We start from the raw sequence: 22992 nt of genomic DNA, 5'->3' as shown, positions 1-22992 counted from the left end.
CAGGTGCTTGAACCCCGTTTCTGCACACAAATGTGATGAGCCTATTGCGAAACCGGAAATTAGCCAAAATCACCTCATGCGCCTTTCTTTGCTTTTTGTACTGATCACCGTGATGATCGATGCCATGGGGATCGGCCTGATCATGCCGATCATGCCCAATCTGATTGTTGAGCTGCAGGGTGGAAGCCTGGCAGACGCCGCGATCTGGGGCGGCATACTGAGCACGGCCTTTGCGGTGATGCAATTTCTCTTTAGCCCAGTTTTGGGGTCGCTTTCTGATGCATTGGGGCGGCGGCCTGTTTTGCTGGTCTCACTCTTTGTCATGGCACTGGACTATCTGGTCATGGCCCTGGCGGGGTCGCTGTGGTTACTCCTTATCGGGCGGATCGTCGGAGGCATCACCGCTGCAACCCATTCCACCGCTGGCGCCTATATCGCCGATATTTCAAAGCCTTCGGAAAAAGCTGCAAACTTCGGTCTCTTGGGGGCAGCTTTTGGCGCAGGCTTTGTGCTCGGCCCACTTATTGGCGGCCTCTTGGGTGAGTTTGGCACCCGCGCGCCATTCTATGCGGCGGCTATTTTGGCGGGTTTGAACTTCGTCCTTGGCTGGTTCGTCATGGGAGAAACCGTAACGGAGGAAAAGCGGCGGCCCTTTGACTGGCGGCGAGCCAATCCCTTTGGTGCCTTCAAGGCCATGGCTGGCATCCCCGGCATCAAGAGCCTGCTTTGGGTCTACTTCCTCTATTCGGTCGCGATCTACGTCTACCCGGCCATCTGGTCCTATTTCTCGGCTGAGCGCTTCGGCTGGCAACCGCAAATGATCGGCCTGTCACTGGCCATCTACGGCATCTCCATGGCCTTGGTGCAGGGATGGCTGATGCGCTACCTTGTCCGCTGGTTTGGGGAGCGGCGAACCGTTGTCTGGGGGCAGGTTTTCGATTTTATCGCCTTTGGGATCCTGGCGTTCATCACCAGTGGCAACCTGGCCCTTGCCCTCATCCCGATCTCTGCGCTGGGTGCCGTTGTGCAGCCTGGCCTACAGGCGATCATGTCCAAGGCGGTCGAAGACAATCAGCAGGGAGAATTGCAGGGAGTAATGACCGCAGTACATGCCCTGTCGATGATCGTTTCCCCGTTGATGATGACTGCCGTGTTTGCGCAGTTTTCGGACCAGTCCACTGGCTACTACCTGCCTGGCGCTCCCTTCCTCTTAGCTCTGGTTCTTATGCTGATCGGCTGTCTGGTTTTTCTGCGCAGCCCCATACTGCGTGACATGGACAGCAAAGAACCGTGACGTAACGGCGCTGCATCCATTGGGCTTTCCAGCTTGAACCTCTCTTGCCTGCGGGTCACCCTTGGCAAGAACACCGGAGCGCAGGAGAGAGAGATGCAAAAGATCAAGGCCGCCGTCTGCTATAGTTTTGGCGAACCTCTGGTGATTGAAGAAATTCAGATCGCCCCACCGCGCATGGGTGAAGTCGAGATCACGCTTGAGGCAGTTGCGATCTGCCACAGTGATATCTCCTTTGCGGAAGGCGCCTGGGGTGGGCATTTGCCAGCAGTCTACGGCCATGAAGCCGCGGGCAAAATCACAGATGTTGGCCCTGGGGTATCGGGTTTTGAGGAAGGGGACAGCGTGGTTGTCACCCTGATCCGCAGCTGCGGCAGTTGCCCCAGCTGTGCCAGTGGCAAACCAACAATCTGTGAAACTCCATATGACGGTGTGAAATCCGGACCACTTCAAACAGCCGAAGGCGCGCCGCTATTACAGGCCATGGCCTGCGGCGCATTTGCAGAAAAAGTCGTGGTGGACCAGCGCCAGATCGTGAAAATCCCTGACGACATTGGCAAGGATGTCGCGGCACTCATCTCTTGCGGGGTAATCACTGGCGTAGGCGCCGCTGTCAACGCCGCCAAATTGCGGGCGGGCGAAGATGTTGTTGTGATCGGTGCCGGTGGCGTCGGCCTGAATGCAATTCAAGGCGCCCGGATTGCCGGTGCACGCCGTATCATCGCTGTCGATATGAATGAGGAAAAACTCGAAATCGCAAAGGAATTCGGTGCGACCGATGCGGTTCTAGGAACCCTGAAATCTCCGTGGAAGGCGGCCTACAAAGCCTTAGGGGGTCGTGGCGCCGATGTTGTTCTGATAACGGTTGGCGCCATCCCCGCCTATGAGCAAGCTCTACGCTACCTCGGCTATGGGGGGCGTGCGGTGATGATCGGCATGCCGCATTCCGGCGAAAAGGCGAGCTACGAACCTGTCATCATGGCGGCAATTGGCCAAGGCATGACAGGTTCTAAAATGGGAGATGTGGTCATTCAGCGCGATATCCCCTGGATGGTGGATCTCTATCAGCAAGGGCGTTTGAAACTGGATGAGTTGATATCCGGGCGTTGGCATTTGGAGCAAATCAACGAAGCCATTGCAGATACAAAAAGCGGCAGCGCCAAGCGCAATGTGATCCTCTTGGGCGAGCGCTAGCCCAACAAGGTCTTGCTACCAAGTAGCACCTTGCTCTTGGGCATAAAGCCAATATCATAGGCGCCGCTCAAATTGACTACTTCAGGACCTGCCCTCGTGCCTAATCTCGTGGAAGAAGAGATAGATGATGCCGGTGAAGCACCAGCTAACATGGTTGAACGTGCTTCAGAGGCCGCCGCGTTTCTGAAAACGCTGGCCCATGAGGGACGCTTGATGATCCTCTGCCATCTGGGAAATGGCGAAAAGTCAGTGGGCGAACTGGAAAGTCTTCTTGGATCCAGGCAGGCCGCCGTCAGTCAAATGCTTGCCCGCCTACGTGAAGAAGGGCTGGTTCAAACCCGCCGCGAGGGTAAGACAATCTTCTATTCACTGGACGACCCAAACACGCGTGAAGTGATCACAGTGCTTTATCGCCTGTTCTGCAACGACGAATAAACTTCAGCTTCTTTCACGGCTGACTGGTCGGCCTTCAAACCAGCCCTATCGCTCACCAATAGCATATGCCAGCCAAACAACGAGAAATCGCTATGGGATGAGGCAGGCTAGTTCCCGACGTAGCCCGCGACGACCTGAAGCAGCTTAAAGGCAGTATTGGCGTCGTTCTCAACCACCGCCAAGAATTCTTCTTCACCAATTCGCAGGCAGGTCAGTTCGCTCTGGGCAATCATGCTTAGCGCGCGGGTCTCTTGCCGGATGAGACCAAGCTCTCCGACCAACCGCCCAGCGCCAACCCGCGTGATCAAACGATCTTCACTGCTATCCTGTGGCAGGAAGAGGCCAGCCTCACCATCGATGATCATATAGACACCATCACTGGCCACATCGTCCTTTTGGAACACCACCTCACCCTTCTCGGCGTGATACCAGCGCGCACCAAAAGCGAGCAGGCGCAACTGGCGTCTGTTCAACCCAGAGAAAAGCTCCGTCTGTTCAAGCGCACGCAGTTTGCGGGCCAGATCCTGACTGGCGGCACTGTCTTCTGCGATTTCCTGCTGTGGATCGTCACTTACCAAGCGCCCCTGTCGCATTTCATAGTAGACATCAAACACATCAGGGCGTTCAAATCCGGCGCCAAGATAGATCAACGTCGTATCCGGCAAGAGACGGCGCAGGTTTTTATGCACCGTTACACGGGTCTCCAGATCATAGCTGACCAAGGCCTGATCAAGGATCAGCACATCCGGCCGCTTCACTGTGGCACGGGCAAAGGCCAAAGGTTCAGCATAGCTGGCAGGCAACCCCTGCCCGCCCAAGGAGATTGGCAGATCAAAGATCAGTTCCACCACCATGTCGCGCGCGCCATTCTTAACCAAGACATCAGAAATCAGGCGCCGCAGATCATCCCCACGCGCCCCGGCACTATCGGAGATCTTACCGAAGAGCGCATTTTCCAGAACCGTAAGTCCAGGCGCAAACTTCGCTTCATCCAGGCGTTCAAATGTGCCGGCCAGGGTCCCCATCAACTCATCCGAATGACTTGCACGCAAAGCCAGGATCCGTTCCTTCATTTCATCCGTGAAGGCCGGACCGATCTGCTCGGCGGAAATACTGAAAGGAACAATCATCAGCTGCGCAAGTTCATCGCGCTCCAGCGATTCAGGTCCTTTGATCTTGGTCCGGTCCACCAGCGCAAGCGCTGTTTCATAGGCTTTGGCATCCAAGCCAAGCTTGCGAAAGAGCGGATGGTCAGTACCATCAATGCCAAAGATTTGCCGTAGAATATCAACGACATCCTGGGTCAGAGTGACCAGATCATCGACCAGTTTCAACTCTTTCAAGCGGTTCAGGAAGTCTTCGTGTCGCTGCAGCGCCTCAACACTGATGGGTTCGCAAAGCGTCGCAAACAATAGGTTCTCCGCCACAGGCAGCGCCGGGTTGTAACTCTCACGCTCAAAGGCATGGACTTGGCTTTCCAGCCCCTCTGACCTGAGGGCTGTCTGGATTTGCGGACGGATATCAACCAGACACTGGGCCAACTTGGGGTGGATCCCTTCGTCAAAAACCTGCTCCATCCCACGCTGGAACAGGGCACTGCCAGTGCCGATACCACTCAGCAATTGCACCCACCAATCACGCAACTCTGCTTCACTGGCAAAACCCGCCAGTTTGGGATCCAGCCAGGGCGCATCAAAGGGATCCGGGCTATTGCCGGCCTTTAGCGCAGCCTCATAGCGCAGCTGATTGCGGGCTGTTCCCTTTGGGCGGTGCCGAACGGGCATTAGGACATTGTCACCGAATGATCCCTGAAACAGGATTGGTCTGGAGGTCACATGGCCGATACGCAGCGCCAGAACCGCCTGATGCAATTCCCGCATGTCACGTCCAGCGATCGACAATTGCCCCGCGGATGGAAGCACTTCCCGTGTCAGCAATTCTGCCAGAGCATGCCGGTCTTCTTCAGAAGGCGCAGCAATACCGATCACCTGCCCTTGGGGCAGCTTGGCATTCAGATCTTCCAGCACCAGATTCCCATCTGCATCCCGAACATTGACCCGCTCCAGAGAGATATCCCCCTGCAACCGATCAATCACTTCGGGCTCCCCGGTCATGAGCTCTTCACGCACCATCCCGGCAGGCGCAAAGCGTTCAAGTATGACTTCCCAACGCAGGGACATGTCCTGGGTCTGATTGTAATAGGCCAGAAGCTCTTTCCAGGGGGAGGCCAAATCCTTGTAGGCTGCCAGGGCCGCAACAAGGGCACCCAGAGACACTTTCCCTTCCAGGACCAAATAGCCGCCAACCGCATAGAAGAAGAACGGCGTGAGTTGAGTAATGAAGTTGTTGAGAAACTTCATGAAGAACTTTTTCTGGTAGATCTCAAAACGGATCTCGTACAGCCTTCCCAACCGATCCGTAATCGCAGCCATCCGGTAGCGCCAGCCGCCATTGATGCGCAGAGTAGAGGCCCCTGCAGCGCTCTCTCCGATCTCGGACGCGAGGGAGCGCACCTGTTTGATCCGCTTCTTGTTCAACAGGTTGATGCGCCGCTGCAGCATCGGGATCAGCCAGCCCTGCAGCGGAATCAATGCAACCGCCGCCAGCCCAAACCAAACGCTCTGCGCAAAGAGGAAATAGAGGATCGTCAGCATCTGACCAGCCTGCAAGACTGGCTGGCTGACCGCATCCCCCATCAGTCCGCCCATGGGTTCGGATTCCGATGTGATCATCGAAACAAGCTCACCCTGGCTGGTGCGTTCAAAATAGGGCTGCGGGAACCGTAGGACCCTCGCGATCAACTTATAGCGAAAACGGCGAAGCATGCGCTCGGCCAACACACCCTTCATGGTGTTGATCCGCATCTTCAGCAACCCGTGGCACAGGACCGCTAGCAGGAAGCCTCCGCACAAGATCCACAAGTAATCCAGCTGGGCAAAACTATACCCCAGCACATCGATCTGATCACTCTGCGCGCCGATGGCATCGTTGATGATCCGCTTGGGCAACTCAAGCGTCAGATACAAAAGAGGGAAGAGACAGGCGGTGACCAACAGCAGAAGGATTTGGTCACGCTTGGAATACTTCCATATGAAACGGAACAAAGAAGGTTCTATGGGACTGCTCCGGGTTTTGCTTTTGCAAAAGATTACCCATGCCTAGCGCGGTTTGCCCAAGACAGGCAATGGTCGCGGCCAAAAATCCCATCGCAATTTCGTGCTGTCCCGTTGCGGAAAGTCGCAAACGGAGTATTTGCCAGCCCGCTAAAAATACGTATGGTTCCAGCAGGCTAGATTGTCGCAGGGGAATATTTTGCCAGAACTTGTCGGATCCGTTTTGCTATTGCTCTGCCTTTTGCAGATCAAACACCTCTTTGCCGACTTTTTCCTGCAGACCACAAAAATGCTTTCGGGGCGCGGGTCCTATTTGCATGCTGGCCGGGCACAGCACGCTGGGGTGCATTGCCTTGGCTCGATCCTGGTTTTTGTGATCATGGGTGCGCCAGTTGTTTTCACACTGATCGTATGCCTCGTGGAATGGGTGGTGCATTTTCACATCGACTACGGCAAGGCGCATTATTCCGAGAAAAAGGAACTGACGCCTCAGCAAGCCGTTTTCTGGCGCGCCATGGGCACGGATCAGTGCCTGCATCAATTGACCTATATCGCGATGACCGCGGCATGGGTCAAATGTGTCGCCATGTAACCAAACCGACGGAAAAACCGGTTAAGAAACACCTTTGGAACGGATTAGGGCAGAACCGGCCTATCACGTTTTATCGTACGTAGAACAAGATTGGTCTGCGCACTGGCCACCGCTGGCAGCCGAAACAAGAACTCTTCGAGAAAGTGATTATAGGCGTCGAGATCTGGAGCCAATACGCGCAAGTGATAGTCCGCTTGCCCGGTTGTGGCATAACATTCCTGAACCAATGGGCTGGTTTCAACCGCACGCACGAATTCCAGCGATTTATCCTGATCATGCCGGGTCAGATGAACATGCACGATGGCTTCAAAACCCAACCCCATGGCCTTGGCATTGACCACGGCGCCGTAACGCTCAATCACCCCAAGATCTTCAAGGGCGCGGACCCGTCGCCACAGCGCAGATGCCGACATCCCCACCTTTTCAGACAGTTCTGCATTGGAAATGCGAGAATCTTCCTGCAGGAGCCGCAAGATACGCTTGTCCCGATCATCAATCTCCACAAAACCGGTCCATTCATTCGGCACTCCCGCAATATCTGAATAAAATAACCAAACTAGAAGAGAAAACAAGTCATTCAGGCACATCTTTTCGCCCAATCCGGAATACCATGTCAGGGACATAGGAACTTTGGCGCGAAGGATACTTCTTCATGACCGAGCTGAGCCACGAATTTCGCAGCTACCAACTCAACGATCGTTACGACCTGACAAAAGGACGCGTCTTTCTTACCGGGACCCAGGCGTTGGCCAGGATCATGCTTGATCAGGCCCGGAGAGACCGCGACTCTGGCCTCAACACGGCTGGGTTTGTTTCTGGCTATCGCGGCTCCCCTCTCGGCGGTGTCGATTTGGAATTCTGGCGTTCCCGCAAGCAAATGGAGAAGAGCAAAATCACGTTCATGTCGGCCGTGAATGAAGATCTCGGCGCCACGGCTGTCCTGGGGGCACAGCAGGCCATTCTGGACCCTCATTGCGAAGTAGAGGGTGTCTTCTCCATGTGGTATGGCAAGGGGCCTGGCGTCGACCGTTCCGGCGATGCGCTAAAGCACGGCAACGCCTATGGCTCTTCGGATAAGGGCGGCGTTTTGGTTGTTGCCGGGGATGACCACGGCTGTGTCAGCTCCTCAATGCCGCATCAATCCGATGTGGCTTTCATGGCTTGGTTCATGCCGGTTTTGAACCCGGCTGATGTTTCCGAGTTCCTGTCCTTTGGTGAATATGGCTTTGCGCTCTCGCGCTATTCCGGCACCTGGGTTGGTTTCAAGGCAGTCTCTGAAACCGTCGAAAGCGCCCGCTCTGTCGAGCTGCAACCGGATCGCGATTTCACCTATCCTGAGCTACCGGACTACCCCGGTGGCTTGCATATTCGTCGCGCCGACCTCCCCTCTCCCGAGATCGAAACCCGCATTCGGGCCAAGATCAAGGCGGTGCGGGCCTTTGCCGAAGCCAATCCAATTGATCGCCGTATCTATGATATCGAGGAGGCCAGTTTTGGCTTTGTCACGACTGGCAAGGGTCACCTAGATCTGATGGAGGCGCTGCGTCTCCTTGACCTTGATGAGGCTGCCTGCCAGCGTCTTGGCATCGACATCTACAAGGTCGGCATGGTCTGGCCGCTGGCCCGCCCCGAAGCGCTGCGCTTTATGCGTGGCAAAGAAGAAGTGCTGGTGGTCGAAGAAAAACGCGGCATCATCGAAAGCCAGTTCAAAGAGTATTTCTACGATTGGCCCGGTGACAAACCGAACAAGATGACCGGCAAATATGATAGTAAGGGCAACCCGCTGATCCCCTGGACAGGGGAGCTGAGCCCCTTGATGCTGGCACCTATCGTTGCAGCGCGGTTGGATAGGTTTTTCCCAGATGAGAACCTGCCCGCTAAGGCCGCCGCCCTGGTGGCGGAGCCTCCCAAACTAATCAATGTTCCCGGCGCCACCCGCACGCCTTACTTCTGTTCGGGTTGTCCGCATAACACCTCCACCAAAGTGCCAGAAGGCAGCGAGGCGAAATCTGGCATCGGCTGTCATGTCATGGCCAGCTGGATGGATCGCGAAACGGCTGGCTATGCGCAGATGGGGGGCGAAGGCGTGCCTTGGTCGGTGGCGTCACAGTTCAACGGCGGCAAACATATCTTCCAGAACCTGGGTGAGGGCACCTGGTATCATTCCGGCTCCCTGGCGATCCGCCAGGCCGTCGCTGCCCAAACCAACATCACCTATAAGATCCTTTACAATGACGCGGTGGCCATGACCGGTGGTCAGCCTGTTGATGGCCCGGTCAGTGTCCTGGGGATTGCCCAGACCTGCCGTGCCGAAGGTGTGGAGCGCATTGCCCTGGTCTCTGATGACATCAGCAAATTCAACCCAGCCGATTTCCCGGCCCGCGTCACATTTCACGACCGATCCGATCTGGATCTGGTGCAGCGTGAGCTGCGTGAGGTCAAAGGGGTTTCCTGCCTGATCTATGAACAGACCTGCGCCACAGAGAAACGCCGCCGTCGCAAGCGTGGCACCATGGAGGATCCAAAGAGATTTGCCTTCATAAATGACCTGGTTTGCGAAGGCTGTGGAGATTGCTCGGTGGAAAGCAATTGCCTGAGCGTAGAACCGAAAGAGACCGTTTTGGGGCGCAAGCGCAAAATCAATCTCTCCAGCTGCAACAAGGATTTCTCCTGCCTAAATGGGTTTTGCCCCAGCTTTGTCACCATCGAAGGCGGACAAAGACGCAAGAAGAAGCCCACCGGGCTGGAGGCCTCCGCAATAACCGCTGATTTGCCAAGCCCGACGCTGCCTAGTCTCGCTGAACCCTTTGATCTACTGGTCACAGGCGTCGGCGGCACCGGCGTTGTCACGGTTGGAGCGCTGATCACCATGGCTGCACATGTGGAGGGCAAAGGCGCCAGCGTGCTGGATTTCACCGGCTTTGCACAGAAATTTGGCACCGTACTGAGCTACATCCGCCTCTCAGCCGATCCAAAGGACCTCAATCAGGTGCGCATTGATCAGGCCGCTGCGGATGCGGTCATTGGCTGTGATATTGTGGTCAGCTCCGCACCCAAAGCTTCGACCCACTTCCGCGCGGGCACAAAGGTCGTTCTGAACCGTGCCGAGATGCCAACGGGCGATTTGGTGCTACGCCGCGATGCAGATCTGCTGGCAGGGCTGCGGGAACAAGAAATCGCCAAAGCCGTTGGTTCGCAGAACCTCTCTGGATTTAATGCCAATGAAGCATCAGAGGCACTATTGGGCGATACGGTTCTTGCCAATGTGATGATGCTGGGCTTTGCTTGGCAAAAGGGGCTTGTCCCGGTGAGCGCCACAGCCCTGGATCAAGCAATTGAGCTCAACGGTGTGGCCATTGAGAAGAACCGTCTGGCCTTTGCGCTAGGCCGTGCCTTTGCCCATGATCCTGAGCGCATTGCCAAGCATTATAAGGAAATACCACAAGACCCCGAAAGCCTGGAGGAGGTCATCGACCACCGTTCGGTTTTCCTGGCCGGATATCAAGACACCGCCTATGCCCAGCGCTACAGAATGACCCTGGAGGATCTCCAAAGCTCCCTACCTGCAACGCAGTCCGACGAGCTGATGCTTGCCGCAGCTAAATCTCTGTTCAAGCTGATGGCCTACAAGGACGAGTATGAAGTGGCGCGTCTGATGACGGGTGAGTACTTCACAGAGCAGCTTACGCAGGAATTTGAAGGTGATTTCCAAGTCAAATTCCATATGGCCCCGCCACTGCTATCCCGTCGCAAGGATGCGCGCGGACGCCCAGAAAAAAAGACCTTTGGTCCCTGGATACGATCTGCACTTTCGCTACTTGCACGGGGAAAATCACTACGTGGTGGTCGCTTCAACCCCTTTGGCTACCATGAAGAAGCGCGGCTGCACCGGGAGCTCCTTGCCTGGTATGAAGATATCCTTTGCGCATGCCAGAACGGCTACAAAGCCGAGCATCACGACCAATGGTGTGACATTCTCAAAGCACCTATGGAAATCCGTGGTTATGGCCCCGTTCGTGTACAGGCAGCGCAGGAGGTGCGCGAGGCCACAAAGGCGCAACTCAGGAATCTCCAGCCTTAAAGACCCCAGATAGCACTGTGGGTTGGCGGCTATTGACCCGCTGCGAACCACATCAGTCAGCAAGATCTCTGTCAGACCTCCCAGTGTTGCTGGGTAAAGACTTCAAAGGCCTCCAGCTCTTCTTCTAGGGGGGCGATGCCGGTGAAGGCCTTAAGATAGTGGGGAACCATCTTTAGACGGTGGGCATAGGTTTCATTTGGCTCGGCCATGTCATAGCCAAGCTGCATGTAATACAGCACCTTGGCTCTGGTCATGGCTTCGACCTCTGGGAAGTCAAAACGCGAGAACATCTGCGTCAAGGCCTCCACGCGTCGAGCATCCGAACGGTCCAGCAGGTTTCGAACCTTGCCGGACCGGCGCGCCCAATCCCGGATCGCAAAATCCAATGCCGTATTGAACAGAGCTGGATTGGCAATGCAGTGAAAGACATTCAGCACAGCGCCGGTAATTTGTTTAGTCGGTAACTCGGACTGGGCCACCATGGCGGCCGTGTTGGTTTCTTCCCAGGTTTTCAAAAGCGCATCCAACAGGTCCTGGCGGGATTTGAAGTACCAATAAAAGGAAGAGCGCGACACATTCATACGCTCCGCCAAGGCCAGGACCTTAACCTGTTCGACCCCATCCGTGATCAGGACATCCATAGCAACATTGAGCCAGTCATCACGCGTGACTTTGACATTCCCAATCAAGGGAGCAGCACTTGGATCATCGCGGTGTAAGACAGGTTTTCCAGGCATCCAGTCGGTCTCTTGCATAGTCGAGTTAATCGCATCCTGCGATGAAGCGGGTTAAATTGTCCAGACAGTGCCGGAATGACCTTGGACGCCGTGTCTTTGTCTTACAGGCTGGCGCTTGGGCGTTCCTGAACAGAGGCATGCCATGCTCGGGCGTTTGCATGCTCCTCTGGCAGGCGCATTTTGATGACCCGTGCAAACTCCACAAAAACAAATGCCGTAATATCTGCCAGTGAAAAGCGCTCTCCTGCCAGATAAGGGCTTTGGCTCAACCTCTCCTCCAGAAGGTCAAAAAACCCTCGCACCCGGGTGAATCCGCGCTCCGCAAGATCGGGGAGCTGCGCATGGTTTACCGGCCCCGGCAAGGCGCGATCTTGAAACGCTGGATGGCTGTTGCGGAGGGCCTCGGCGATGGGCATGCCCCCCTGCTGCTCCGCAATAGCGTTCCACATCAGGACCAGCCCCTTTTCATCGGCATTGCGCCCCATCAATGGCGGGTCAGGTTTATAAGCTTCAAGATAGGCAGCAATGCCAAGATTTTCGGTCAGCACGGTGCCTGCGTCCGTAATCAGAACCGGCAGTGTGCCACGCGGGTTTACGCTACGAAATTCGGTCCCGAATTGCTCTCCATTCGCGATGGAGATGTCCAAGCTCTTAGGCATCAGTCCTTTTTCAGCCAGAAACATTCTGGCACGTCGCGGACTTGGCGCAGTAGAACAGTCGTAGAAAATCATAAGAAGCCCCCTTTGATCAAAGGCAGCCTAGCGGCGATAGAGGCAATAGGACTAGCATAACCGCGCGTCCCATTTCCCCGAAATCTACATGATGAAAAACTCAGGCGTTGCGACGATAGATGAAGCAGCGCCCCTCAACCGCATCTGCTGGCAGAGGAAGCTCTTCCAGTGCCTCGAAATACATCCGATCAGAGGAGACCATAAGCCCCCCAACCACCAGGAGGGGCTCGACCAGCGGCGAAACCATCCGCGCAAATTCGTCATTCTTGGCCCGATTGTGTCCACCCAGATCGGCATGGATTAGGCTGGCGCCATCGCCAAATCGGGTCAAAGCTGCTGGCAATGTCTCACGCACATCTCCCAGAATGGTCAGCTCCTCTGCGGGGCGACTATCGGGGTGAGAGGCCACCGCCCGTTCAAAAACAAAAATGTCGCGGCCTGAAATACGCTCACGCATATGATGGTAGGTGCGCCCATTGCCAAGGCCCAGTTCGAATACAGGCCCAGCCATCGAAGCGGTTTGCGCAATCGCAAAATCCAGGCAGGCGCGCTGCGAGACCATCCTATTGATAAATAGATCCAAGCGCGTGCTTTGCTCAGGAGCGGTCATATTCTTTTTCCTTGTTCAGCCTGGTTTGGTTGCGTCTCAACTTGCTTGCAGGAGGCGTGCTCTCCCCGCAGTTTCCTGATTTCTCGGGAAACCTGCAATACTGCGCAACTAACACAAGCATTGAGGCAGTGGAATGTGGCCCCATGGTGCCGTTGGATCAATTTTTCTTCAGCTTTGGTCAGCTTTGGCAAATGAGGTTTGACTCCCTTTGCCTCTGCACGCGAAGGTGAGCAAAAAATAACGGGGAAGACAAGGAATGCCGGGACAACCAGATCGGGGCGTCATGCCAGCGGGACGCGCTGTATGACGCCATTGCTGTCCGTCGAAAACCTAAGCATCGGTTTTGGGGAAGAAGATCCGGTCGTTCAGTCGGTCAGCTTCGATGTGGCCGCCGGTCAGACCCTGGCCCTGGTAGGTGAAAGTGGTTCTGGCAAGACCATAACCTGCCGAAGTGTTCTGCGCATTTTGCCAAAAGCCGCCCAAATACGTTCTGGCTCCATCACCCTGAATGGCAAGGATCGAGCGATTGATCTTTTGACCCTCGGCGAACGCAAGATGCGGGATCTGCGGGGCAATCAGATTTCGATGATTTTTCAGGAACCGATGCGCTCTCTTTCCCCTTTGCATCGCATCGGCAACCAGGTGGCAGAAGTTCTCTGGCTGCACGGACGTAAAAGCGAACGTGAAGCCAAGAAAGAAGTGCTTGAGTGCTTTGAGCGGGTTGGCTTCCCGGATCCGGAGCGCACTTATGGCTCCTACCCTTTTGAGCTGTCAGGCGGGATGCGCCAACGTGCGATGATCGCAATGGCAATGGTTGCAAAACCCAAACTCCTGATTGCCGATGAACCGACAACTGCACTGGATGTAACAACACAGGCCCAGGTCCTGGGCCTGATGAAAGATCTGCAACGCGACACCGGCATGGCAATGATCTTGGTCACGCATGATCTGGGTGTTGTGGCGAATATGGCCGAACAGGTGGTCGTGATGCACAAGGGCCGTGTAATGGAAGCAGGTGCTGCTGAACCTCTGCTGTCCGCCCCTGCACACCCCTATACACAAGCCCTAATAGATGCGGCACCCAAGGTTCCTGAAGCAACCGCAGCGACTCCACCAGCTCCTGCCTCGGAAGACCTGATCCTAGAGCTTAAATCCGTCTCCAAGACCTATAGTATGCGTGCAGGCAAAGGCTGGCGCGCTCCAAGTCTGATCTCCGCCTGTAGGGATATCAATCTGCGCCTACCACGGGGTAAAACCCTGGCGATTGTAGGTGAGAGCGGATCGGGCAAAACGACCGCCGCACGCATCGCGCTCGGCGCCGAAGCCCCTGATCCGGGTGGCGAAGTGATTTTTCGTCCGCAAACTGATGGCCCCGCCACCAAGGTCCATGAAATGAACCGGGCTGCGCGTACAGCGTTCCAGCGGGAAGCGCAGATGGTGTTTCAGGATCCCTATTCCTCGCTGAGCCCTCGGATGCGCATTCTCGACACGATGATTGAGCCGCTGGAGATTCACCGCATCGGCCGTCAGGAGGAGCGGCGGGCCAAAGCTGCTGACATGTTGGAGATGGTTGGACTGGGGCGGGATATGCTTTTGCGCTATCCGCATGCCTTTTCTGGTGGACAGAGACAGCGCCTCTCTATTGCGCGTGCCTTGATGCTGGATCCTTCACTCATCGTTTGCGACGAACCGACTTCGGCCCTGGATGTTTCCGTGCAAGAGCAAATCCTCTGCCTGCTGGAAGAAATCAGAGACGAGAGAAACCTCTCTTATCTTTTCATCAGCCATGATCTGGCGGTTGTCGCCCGCATCGCTGATGAGGTTGCCGTCATGCGGCGTGGTCTGGTGGTGGAACAAGCCCCGCCCGAAGCCCTGTTTCACAACCCTCAGCACCCCTATACCAAGGCCCTTATCGCAGCCCAACCGGAACCCAATATCCATCGCCCAATCAACCTAAAGCTTGTGGCGCAGGGAGCCGGAAGCCCCGAAAGCTGGCCAGAGGACTTCAGGTTCTCAGGTCAAGAGGCCCCACCGCTGATCCCGGTTGAGCCCGGACATAAGGTACGTTGCCATGCTTAAAACCCTCAAAACCGCCCTACCTCTTGCGGCAACCCTATTTGTCTCCGTGAACGCTGCCTTTGCCTCTCCGCGTTTGAACGAAAGCCCTTTCTGGCAGTCAGAAGTCTCATCCGGCAACTTACCCCCCGTGGAAGAGCGTGTGCCTGAAACGCCTCTTTTCGTGGATCTTGCCCAGGAAGGCCGAGCCTTTGGGCAGCAGGGAGGCACCCTGAACACCATGGTGACGCGTTCCAAGGACATCCGCCAGATGGTTGTCTATGGCTATGCGCGTTTGGTTGGGTATGACCGGGAATATAAACTGCAACCCGATATCCTGTTGGGCTACGAGAATGAGGGCAATCGGCGCTTTACTCTTAAACTGCGCCCCGGTCATCGTTGGTCCAACGGTGATCCATTCACGTCAGACGATTTTCGCTACTGGTGGGAAGATGTTGCGGGAAACCCAGCGTTAAGCCCGGCCGGCCCGCCTGATTTCCTTCGCGTCGATGGCACCTTGCCCAAGGTCAGTTTTCCAGATGAACAAACTGTCATCTACGAATGGAAAACCCCAAATGCACAGTTCTTGCAAAACCTTGCACAAGCGCGGCCTCCGTTCATTTACCGCCCTTCGAACTATCTAAAACAATTCCATGCAAACTATGCCGATGCGACCGCGCTCGCTGAAGAGGTCGACTATGCACGGGTGAAAAGCTGGGCCGCCCTGCACAATAAATACGACAATATGTACAAGTTCGATAATCACGAACTACCCACCCTTCAGCCCTGGATCAACGCAAGCGCTGGCAAGAAAATCCGCCACCAGTTTGTCCGCAACCCCTATTACCACAGGGTAGACACCCGTGGGGTTCAGCTTCCCTATATCGATACTGTCGAAATGGAAATCGTCTCAGCCGGGCTTGTGGCAGCCAAAACAAACGCCGGTGAGAGCGACCTGCAAGCCCGTGGCCTTGGCTTTCGCGACATCCCAATTCTGCGCAAGGGAGAGAATGACGGGGCCGATTATAAGACCTATCTCTGGGGAACCGGAGCCGCTTCGCAAATTGCCATCTACCCGAACCTCAATGTGAACGACCCGGTTTGGCGGACAATACTGCGGGATGTTCGGGTCCGCCGCGCGCTCTCACTTTCCATCAACCGCGCTGCCATCAACAGAGCTCTCTTCTTCAAGCTGGCAAAACCTGGCGCGATGACCGTGCTGGAACAAAGCCCCTTCTTCGACCCCGAGATGCGCAAAGCCTGGGCGTCATTTGATCCAGAACTGGCAAATCAGCTGCTGGATGAAGCAGGCCTCCACGAGAAGGATCACTACGGGATCCGCTACCTCCCGGATGGTCGCCTAATGGAACTCATTGTGGAAACCGCTGGCGAACGTCAAGAAGTTGAAAACGCTCTGCAGATCATCACTGATGACTGGCGCGATGTCGGTGTGAAACTGGTGATGCGCCCACTTGATCGCGACATCCTGCGCAACCGCGTCTTTTCCGGAACCACCATGGCCTCGGTCTGGTTTGGCTGGGACAATGGTCTTCCTCAAAGCTATACTTCCCCGGCCTATCTGGCCCCTACGGATCAGGTTTTTCTGGCCTGGCCAAAATGGGGGCAGCACTATCAAACAGGCGGCGAGGCCGGCGAAGCCCCTGACCTGGTACCCGCCAAACGCCTGATGGAATTGATGCATGACTGGGAGAATGCAACAAACGAGGCTGAGCGCGAAAGCGCCTGGCATGAAATGCTAAAAATTCATGCCAATGAGGTTTATGGCATCGGCATCGTTGCCGGAGCGCCGCAGCCGGTCGTGGTTTCAAATCGCTTGCAGAATGTACCGACCAAGGGGATCTGGGCCTGGGAGCCCGGCGCGCATTTTGGCATCTATCGTCCAGATGAGTTCTTCTTCACTGATGGTGAGGGCTGATGGAAATTCTGCGCTACGCCATCTACCGCTTTGGAACCATGCTGCTCACACTCTGGGTGGTTTCGATCCTGGTCTTTGTCATCATCAACCTGCCTCCAGGAGATTATCTGTCCAACCAAATCGCTGAGCTACGCGCCAGCGGGCAATCCGCAGGTGTTGCCAAGGCTGAATTCCTGAGGTCGGAATACGCTTTGGATAAACCCCTGTGGCAACAGTATCTGATTTGGGTCGGTTTTCTGCCTGGTCCACATGGGTTTTCGGGTTTGATCCAGGGGAATTTTGGTTGGTCTTTTGAATTCGACCTGCCCGTGGCTGAGATCGTGGGCGACACGCTGTGGTTAACTGTTCTGGTCAACCTCGCAGCGGTTCTTTTTGTCTATATGGTCGCCCTGCCCCTTGGTGTGCTGGCCGCGGCCCGAGCCCGCAGTTGGGTAGACTATACCTCTGCCTTTGTCGGTTATCTGGGTCTGGCAACGCCCAACTTCCTGCTTGCACTGATCCTGTTTTACTACGGCCATCGTTGGTTCGATTTGCCCATTGGTGGGCTAATGGATCCTGCCTTCGAAGGGGAGCCGATGTCCTGGGACAAGGTGAAGTCGATCCTGATCCACCTGATTGTCCCCACCTTTGTGATAGGCACATCGGGTGCCTCTGCCATGATGCAGCGGTTGCGTGCAAACATGCTGGATGAACTCGGGAAACCCTATGTTGAAACCGCAGTGGCCAAGGGCATGTCCCCCTCACGCATGTTGGCGAAATACCCTCTCAGGGTCGCCTTCAATCCTTTTGTCGCAGATATTGGCAATCTGCTGCCTTCAATGATCTCGGGCTCGGTCCTGGTATCCGTGGTGCTAGGACTGCAAACTATTGGGCCAACGCTGCTGACCGCCCTGAAAACCCAGGATCTATTCTTGTCAGGTTTTGTTCTGATGTTCGTGGCGCTCCTGACTTTGATCGGGACAATGATCTCTGATGTGCTTTTGGTTCTATTGGATCCACGCATTCGGTATGAAGGGCGAGATGCATGACCCAGCTTCCTGACGGCCGCTATGTCGACGATGCGCCCTATGACCCAGGCGCCTCTCTGCAAGAACTAGAGCGCAAAGATCTGGACGCCCCGAACTGGGTTCTGATCTGGCGCAAATTCAAGACCCACAAACTGGGTCTTGTCTCTGGTGCCTTCCTGCTGTTTTGCTACCTGTTGCTGCCGATTGTCGGTTTCATTGCCCCCTATGGCCCCAATCAGAGGCACAGCGAGCATCTTTATTCACCGCCGCAATCCATAAACTTGTTCCATGAGGGCAAGTTCATCGGCCCCTTTGTCTATCCGATGACTTCAGAAGCGGATCTGGAGACCTTTCAATGGGTCTTTAAGCCAGATTACCAGACGCCAATGAAGCTCGAGTTTTTCTGCGAGGGGAAAGAGTATAATCTCTTTGGTCTCGTCCCTTCGGATACCCATCTTTTTTGCGCGCCCGAAGGGTCGACCCTCTTTCTTTGGGGCTCTGACCGATTGGGCAGAGATGTGTTCAGTCGCATTCTCTATGGCGCCCAGCTTTCCCTTACTGTGGGTCTTATTGGGATCTCGGTTTCTTTTGTACTGGGCATCTTCTTCGGGTCCATCGCAGGCTATTTTGGTGGGCGCATCGATTGGGTCATCAATAGGGTGATCGAAATCCTGCGCTCCTTGCCGGAACTGCCGCTTTGGCTGGCCCTTTCTGCCGCGGTGCCCTCAAACTGGTCACCGGTGGCAGTGTTCTTCATCATCTCAGTGATCCTGGGGATTTTGGACTGGCCAGGTCTTGCGCGCTCTGTCAGGGCCAAGTTCCTGTCCCTTCGTGAAGAAGAATATGTGCGTGCAGCGGAAATGATGGGGGCCTCTTCGGGACGGGTAATTCGAAAACACCTGCTACCCAATTTCATGAGCCACCTGATCGCCTCAGCCACTCTTTCTATTCCGGCAATGATCCTCGGCGAAACGGCTCTCTCCTTCTTGGGTCTTGGCCTGCGCGCTCCCGCTGTTAGCTGGGGAGTAATGCTGAACGACGCGCAGAACCTCGCCAATATCGAGATCTATCCCTGGACCGCGATCCCGATGCTGCCGATTATCATTATTGTCCTGGCTTTCAATTTCCTGGGCGACGGCTTACGGGACAGTTTGGATCCTTATCAGCAATGACCCTTTTTCAAAACCTCCCCACGGCTAAGGACTACAGAGTAACCGGTTCGGGAATTCTGCCCAGCGCATTCGCTGTCAGCGAGTTGGCCAACGCCAGTTTCGCCTCGGTAGGCCAGCAGATGGCACAGTTGATGCAAGCCACAGGCCTTGCCAACACGCGTCCCGAGGTCACCGTTGACCAACGCTTGGCCTCGCTCTGGTTTGGCTACAGCTTTCGCGCCATTGGATGGGAGCTGCCCGACCTATGGGACCCCATTGCCGGAAACTATGAAACCAAAGATGGCTGGATCCGGCTCCACACCAATCTTGCGCACCACCGCGCCGCGGCTCTGGCTGTTCTCGAATGCCAAGAGGATCGAGAAGCAGTCCAGCAAGCTGTTCGCACCTGGGAAGGGGACGTGCTGGAAACCGCGATTGCCTCGGAGGGGGGCGTTTCCGCCAAGATGCGCAGCCGTGCGGAATGGCAAGCCCATCCTCAGGGGCAGGCCCTTTCCAAGGAGCCGCTCATTCACTGGGGGGAAGCCCTTGCGGGGAAGATCCGGGCCGGTCTGTTTCATGATCCCAAACGTCCATTGGATGGCCTCCGGGTCTTGGATCTGACCCGAGTTCTGGCGGGGCCTATTGCAACCCGCACTCTCGCAGGCTTTGGCGCAGAGGTCTTGCGCATTGATCCGCCCGGTTGGGATGAACCCGGAGTGATCCAGGACATTTCCCTGGGCAAAAATATGGCCTCTCTGGATTTGAAGACCGAAGCTGGCCTGACCCGCCTCAAAGAGCTTGCGGCCAAGGCTGACGTGTTGGTTCACGGATATCGCCCCGACGCCCTGGAGAGATTGGGCTTTGGGACGGAGATCCGTCGCCAGATTGCGCCACAACTCGTTGATGTCTCTCTTGATGCCTATGGTTGGACTGGACCATGGGCAGCTAGGCGTGGCTTTGACAGCCTGGTCCAGATGAGTTGCGGAATTGCCGATGCAGGTCGAAACTGGGCCAAAGCTTCGGAACCAACACCTCTACCGGTACAGGCCTTGGATCATGCCACAGGTTATCTGATGGCTGCCGCAGTGCTCTGTTCCTTGCGCAACTTGGTGCAAACCGGACAAACACAAAGCGCAAAGCTCTCCCTCGCCAGAACGGCAGAGCACCTCGCCTCTCTTCAGAATTCTGGGACTAAGGATACCACTGAGATTTCAAGTGCCTCAGAGGCGGATTTCAGTGCAGAGCCCGAATTCAGCAGCTGGGGACCGGGTCAACGACTACAACCAGCCCTGGAACTTGAGCAATGCCAGATGCACTGGTCGCTTCCCGCGCAATGTTGCGGATCGTCAATCTCATCTTGGAGAAGTTGAGGACGGAGAGACAAACCTAAAATCCGCCTGCTTTGAGCAGTCTACAGGAGCCCAACAGGCCAGTAAAGCGCGGCCTGCACACCACCCAAGTCCCGCGGGACTAACCTTACTGGGAAACTTTAGCGATCATCACCGCCGGGGCCGCCCATCTCATCCAGAAGATCCTCATCAATCGCGGCCTGCACAGCGCCAACGGCCGCTTCTTTCTGTTTTGGGGAAACTTCACCTTCCTGATCAGGTGCCAATCTGACGGTAACCTCACGGTGGGCGAATTTGATCCCTTCACGGGCAAAGAGCTCACGGATTTCCTGGTAGACCTTTTTGCGCACCAACCATTGATCACCGGGTTTGGTCATAAACTTGACCCGGATGATCATTGCGGAATCCTGCATTTCAATCACCCCCTGGGACTTCAGGGGCTGGATGAAATTGTCACCAATTACCGGATCACTCAGAAGCTCTTTGCCAAGCTTCTTGATCATCTTGCGAACCTTTTCCACATCGGTGTCATAGGTGACCCGCAGCGGCAGCTTCATCATAACCCAATCACGGGAGTAATTGGTCAGAACCTTAATCTCTCCAAAGGGTATAGTATGCAGAGCGCCCAGATGGTGGCGCAGCTGGAAAGACCGGACGGAGATCTTCTCCACCGTGCCTTTTACATCGCCAATGTCGATGTATTCTCCTTTGCGAAAGGCGTCATCAACCAGGAAAAATGCGCCGGAGAAAATATCGCGCACCAGCGTCTGAGAGCCAAAGCCAACCGCCAGGCCTACAACACCGGCACCGGCGAAGAGGGGACTGACGTTCACGCCCAGCTCCATCAAGACGATGAGAACGATCGAGACAATAACAATGGCCAGGATGCCGCCACGGAACAATGGCAACAGGGTGGCCAGACGGCTCGCGCCACCCGCTCCGCCTTCGTCGCCAAGTTCGGCCTCAGGAAGGTCGCCCCGTTCTTCGTCAATCTTGCTGTCAATCCAGATCCGCGCCACGTGATAGATCACATAGCCGAGGAACAGAATGACGGTAATGTCAATTCCTCGTTCAGCCGCCGAGGTCTGCAGCCAGCTGGCCTCCGGATCCCAGACCAGCACCAATGCAAAACTGCCGACCAAGAAGGCAAGGATGCCCGCAACCCGTCGCGCCAGATCTTCAAAACTGGAGATCTGATGCCCGGGGTGGGAAGCCATGGCCTGAATTTCCCCTTCGGTCAGCTCACCATCAGCGTCGAATTGTTCGTCAACCAGTGCTTCGCCCAGGCTGGCATCAAGGACACGCCGACGGCGGGAATAGGCTTCGATGATGTAGTTGATGACACCATAGACAACCAGAATGGAGGTCAGAACCATATAGGTTCCGGCCATCAGTGGCACCGACATGTCGCGCTCCAGCACCAGATCAAAGGCAAGTTCAAGCCAGCCAAAAATCACATAAGCGGCAACTGCAGGCGCCCAGAGTACAGAGAGGATTTTCAGCAGCCAGGAACAATCCTCCTTTGGCCGTCCGACCCGAATAGCATTGCTGATCGCACGGGCATTGATCGCAAGTAGGACCAAGCTGCCAGCGGCTCCAACCAAGGCCAACACGCCATAGACCATGGCATAGACATTGTAGTTGAGACCAAAATCACCGATCCAGGTGGCAAAAATCAGCGAAAAAATATCATAGGTCGCCAGGATCGAAGCGGAATAATACAAGCGTTTCGCATCACGATCCGAAAAAACCGGCACGCGATATTGGCTCAGATAGGGCGAAAGCACCATGCGCCACAGGTCAGAGACAACGCTTGCGACAAAAAACGCTGTGTATATCGCTGTCACAGTAAACTCTATCGAGCTATCCCCAGACGCACCAAAGATGAGGTAGGAGATCAACAGCGCAAAGACCATCGCAAAAATGGTCCCCAATACGCCCATCAGAAAACGATAGATCAGGAAGGGCATCTTTTCATAATAGCCCTCGGGAGAGGCCTTGATCCGAGCAACGACAAAACGCTTAGCAAAGCGTTTTCCATAGATCTCAACCGAAAGCCAACGTCCGATCAGGAGGAACAAAAGGCTCCAGCCAAGCACTTCGACGTAGGTAAAGATCTCACCATTAGGGCTTGTTTGACGCAGGATGTAGTTCATCTCAAAGACCGAATAGGGCAAGGCCTCCAAGCGGCTTTTGAGTTCCTGTCTGAATGCCTGGAACTCAGACTGCGCCTGCATCAGCGCCGAAGGCTTATCCATTGGGTTTTCGGGACTTGCTGCACTCTGCAGGGCATCTCCTCCGGCTACAGAGCCATCGGCACCCACAATGATGACGTCCAGACCACTTTCCTGTGCCAGCTCTACGGCACGGGCCACCGGATCAGATGAGGGCGCATCACTACCCAGAGTTTGTGCCGTCAAAGCCATTGGCACTGCCAAAAACAAGACAAATATGCTCAAGCGAATGAGCCAGGACATTCCTGCAGTCATGGTGAATCCTCTCCCCCGGACATTCCGGCCAGACTATCGATGCCATCGGCAAGGCGCAATCGCCTGCAGTCTGCTGCCTCGTCTCATGGTTCACATTGACAGGACCATCCCGATCAACAGTTGCATTGCTTTGTAAACATCTCTCAAGAAAATGTAATTTGGTCGACACGGCGCCTCAAAAACCAGTGTTTTGAAGGTCGCCCCCCTTGATTTCAGCCAAT

16 protein-coding genes are annotated in these 22992 nt (G+C 55.4%); 10 read left to right on the top strand and 6 right to left on the bottom strand.

Annotated features, from left to right (window positions below; all coding sequences use genetic code 11):
* The first annotated feature begins 76 nt into the window (after positions 1-76).
* From RSK20926_RS00535 to RSK20926_RS00525, 3 genes are all read left to right on the top strand, one after another.
* A complete protein-coding gene (locus tag RSK20926_RS00535) occupies positions 77-1294 on the top strand; it encodes a TCR/Tet family MFS transporter (RefSeq protein WP_008203684.1) in 1218 nt (405 codons plus the stop codon).
* Positions 1295-1387: 93 nt separating this feature from the next.
* On the top strand, positions 1388-2485 hold the full coding sequence (locus RSK20926_RS00530; protein ID WP_037253171.1) for a Zn-dependent alcohol dehydrogenase: 1098 nt from the start codon (positions 1388-1390) through the stop codon (positions 2483-2485).
* A gap of 150 nt (positions 2486-2635) precedes the next feature.
* A complete protein-coding gene (locus RSK20926_RS00525; protein ID WP_050773027.1) occupies positions 2636-2920 on the top strand; it encodes an ArsR/SmtB family transcription factor in 285 nt (94 codons plus the stop codon).
* Between the two features lie 107 nt (positions 2921-3027).
* Here the strand turns inward: RSK20926_RS00525 and RSK20926_RS00520 are convergent, their stop codons facing one another.
* Positions 3028-6024, bottom strand: coding sequence for an ABC transporter transmembrane domain-containing protein (locus RSK20926_RS00520; RefSeq protein WP_008203681.1), 2997 nt, complete (start codon positions 6022-6024; stop codon positions 3028-3030).
* Positions 6025-6232: 208 nt separating this feature from the next.
* On the opposite strand from RSK20926_RS00520, the gene RSK20926_RS00515 reads away from it, so the two are divergent.
* Positions 6233-6625 (top strand): DUF3307 domain-containing protein, encoded by a 393-nt coding sequence (locus RSK20926_RS00515; protein ID WP_037253417.1) that lies wholly within the window; start codon positions 6233-6235, stop codon positions 6623-6625.
* A gap of 44 nt (positions 6626-6669) precedes the next feature.
* Here the strand turns inward: RSK20926_RS00515 and RSK20926_RS00510 are convergent, their stop codons facing one another.
* Positions 6670-7128, bottom strand: coding sequence for an Lrp/AsnC family transcriptional regulator (locus RSK20926_RS00510; RefSeq protein ID WP_037253415.1), 459 nt, complete (start codon positions 7126-7128; stop codon positions 6670-6672).
* A gap of 149 nt (positions 7129-7277) precedes the next feature.
* On the opposite strand from RSK20926_RS00510, the gene RSK20926_RS00505 reads away from it, so the two are divergent.
* Positions 7278-10706 carry an indolepyruvate ferredoxin oxidoreductase family protein gene (locus RSK20926_RS00505; protein ID WP_008203676.1) on the top strand — a complete coding sequence of 1143 codons (3429 nt, stop codon included), beginning with the start codon at positions 7278-7280 and terminating at the stop codon, positions 10704-10706.
* Positions 10707-10777: 71 nt separating this feature from the next.
* On the opposite strand, the gene RSK20926_RS00500 is transcribed toward RSK20926_RS00505, so the two are convergent.
* From RSK20926_RS00500 to RSK20926_RS00490, 3 genes are all read right to left on the bottom strand, one after another.
* The gene (locus tag RSK20926_RS00500; protein ID WP_037253412.1) at positions 10778-11443 is read right to left on the bottom strand and encodes a TetR/AcrR family transcriptional regulator; all 666 of its coding nucleotides are present in this window, start codon (positions 11441-11443) and stop codon (positions 10778-10780) included.
* A 101-nt stretch (positions 11444-11544) separates the two neighbouring features.
* Positions 11545-12174 (bottom strand): glutathione S-transferase, encoded by a 630-nt coding sequence (locus tag RSK20926_RS00495; RefSeq protein ID WP_037253167.1) that lies wholly within the window; start codon positions 12172-12174, stop codon positions 11545-11547.
* A gap of 100 nt (positions 12175-12274) precedes the next feature.
* On the bottom strand, positions 12275-12784 hold the full coding sequence (locus tag RSK20926_RS00490; RefSeq protein WP_008203671.1) for a class I SAM-dependent methyltransferase: 510 nt from the start codon (positions 12782-12784) through the stop codon (positions 12275-12277).
* Between the two features lie 303 nt (positions 12785-13087).
* On the opposite strand from RSK20926_RS00490, the gene RSK20926_RS00485 reads away from it, so the two are divergent.
* From RSK20926_RS00485 to RSK20926_RS00465, 5 genes are read left to right on the top strand one after another with little or no spacing between them, the layout of a single operon-like run.
* Complete coding sequence (locus tag RSK20926_RS00485; RefSeq protein WP_008203669.1) at positions 13088-14863, top strand: ABC transporter ATP-binding protein; 1776 nt, start codon at positions 13088-13090, stop codon at positions 14861-14863.
* The gene (locus RSK20926_RS00480) at positions 14856-16775 is read left to right on the top strand and encodes an ABC transporter substrate-binding protein (protein ID WP_008203667.1); all 1920 of its coding nucleotides are present in this window, start codon (positions 14856-14858) and stop codon (positions 16773-16775) included. The genes RSK20926_RS00485 and RSK20926_RS00480 overlap by 8 nt, the downstream gene beginning before the upstream one ends.
* Positions 16775-17803 (top strand): ABC transporter permease, encoded by a 1029-nt coding sequence (locus RSK20926_RS00475; protein ID WP_008203664.1) that lies wholly within the window; start codon positions 16775-16777, stop codon positions 17801-17803. The genes RSK20926_RS00480 and RSK20926_RS00475 overlap by 1 nt, the downstream gene beginning before the upstream one ends.
* Positions 17800-18954, top strand: coding sequence for an ABC transporter permease (locus RSK20926_RS00470; RefSeq protein ID WP_008203663.1), 1155 nt, complete (start codon positions 17800-17802; stop codon positions 18952-18954). Before RSK20926_RS00475 ends, RSK20926_RS00470 begins: the two co-directional genes overlap by 4 nt.
* A complete protein-coding gene (locus tag RSK20926_RS00465; protein WP_008203662.1) occupies positions 18951-20303 on the top strand; it encodes a CoA transferase in 1353 nt (450 codons plus the stop codon). The genes RSK20926_RS00470 and RSK20926_RS00465 overlap by 4 nt, the downstream gene beginning before the upstream one ends.
* Positions 20304-20422: 119 nt before the next feature.
* Here the strand turns inward: RSK20926_RS00465 and RSK20926_RS00460 are convergent, their stop codons facing one another.
* Positions 20423-22759: a mechanosensitive ion channel family protein gene (locus RSK20926_RS00460; RefSeq protein ID WP_008203659.1), complete on the bottom strand. Its 2337-nt coding sequence runs from the start codon at positions 22757-22759 to the stop codon at positions 20423-20425.
* Positions 22760-22992: the final 233 nt, after the last annotated feature.

Origin of the sequence: Roseobacter sp. SK209-2-6, from assembly GCF_000169455.1 — a bacterium.
In the GTDB taxonomy this organism is placed as follows: domain Bacteria; phylum Pseudomonadota; class Alphaproteobacteria; order Rhodobacterales; family Rhodobacteraceae; genus Pseudophaeobacter.
Note: the sequence above shows the minus strand (reverse complement) of the source record. Positions and strands in the feature narration are given on the sequence as shown.

Excerpts from the sequence above, each read along its gene's own strand:
- RSK20926_RS00485 (WP_008203669.1), top strand. The coding sequence starts at position 13,088 with ATGACGCCATTGCTGTCCGTCGAAAACCTAAGCATCGGTTTTGGGGAA.
- RSK20926_RS00535 (WP_008203684.1), top strand. The coding sequence starts at position 77 with ATGCGCCTTTCTTTGCTTTTTGTACTGATCACCGTGATGATCGATGCC.
- RSK20926_RS00470 (WP_008203663.1), top strand. The coding sequence starts at position 17,800 with ATGACCCAGCTTCCTGACGGCCGCTATGTCGACGATGCGCCCTATGAC.
- RSK20926_RS00480 (WP_008203667.1), top strand. The coding sequence starts at position 14,856 with ATGCTTAAAACCCTCAAAACCGCCCTACCTCTTGCGGCAACCCTATTT.
- RSK20926_RS00495 (WP_037253167.1), bottom strand. The coding sequence starts at position 12,174 with ATGATTTTCTACGACTGTTCTACTGCGCCAAGTCCGCGACGTGCCAGA.
- RSK20926_RS00465 (WP_008203662.1), top strand. The coding sequence starts at position 18,951 with ATGACCCTTTTTCAAAACCTCCCCACGGCTAAGGACTACAGAGTAACC.
- RSK20926_RS00490 (WP_008203671.1), bottom strand. The coding sequence starts at position 12,784 with ATGACCGCTCCTGAGCAAAGCACGCGCTTGGATCTATTTATCAATAGG.
- RSK20926_RS00475 (WP_008203664.1), top strand. The coding sequence starts at position 16,775 with ATGGAAATTCTGCGCTACGCCATCTACCGCTTTGGAACCATGCTGCTC.
- RSK20926_RS00460 (WP_008203659.1), bottom strand. The coding sequence starts at position 22,759 with ATGTCCTGGCTCATTCGCTTGAGCATATTTGTCTTGTTTTTGGCAGTG.
- RSK20926_RS00525 (WP_050773027.1), top strand. The coding sequence starts at position 2,636 with ATGGTTGAACGTGCTTCAGAGGCCGCCGCGTTTCTGAAAACGCTGGCC.
- RSK20926_RS00500 (WP_037253412.1), bottom strand. The coding sequence starts at position 11,443 with ATGCCTGGAAAACCTGTCTTACACCGCGATGATCCAAGTGCTGCTCCC.
- RSK20926_RS00505 (WP_008203676.1), top strand. The coding sequence starts at position 7,278 with ATGACCGAGCTGAGCCACGAATTTCGCAGCTACCAACTCAACGATCGT.
- RSK20926_RS00530 (WP_037253171.1), top strand. The coding sequence starts at position 1,388 with ATGCAAAAGATCAAGGCCGCCGTCTGCTATAGTTTTGGCGAACCTCTG.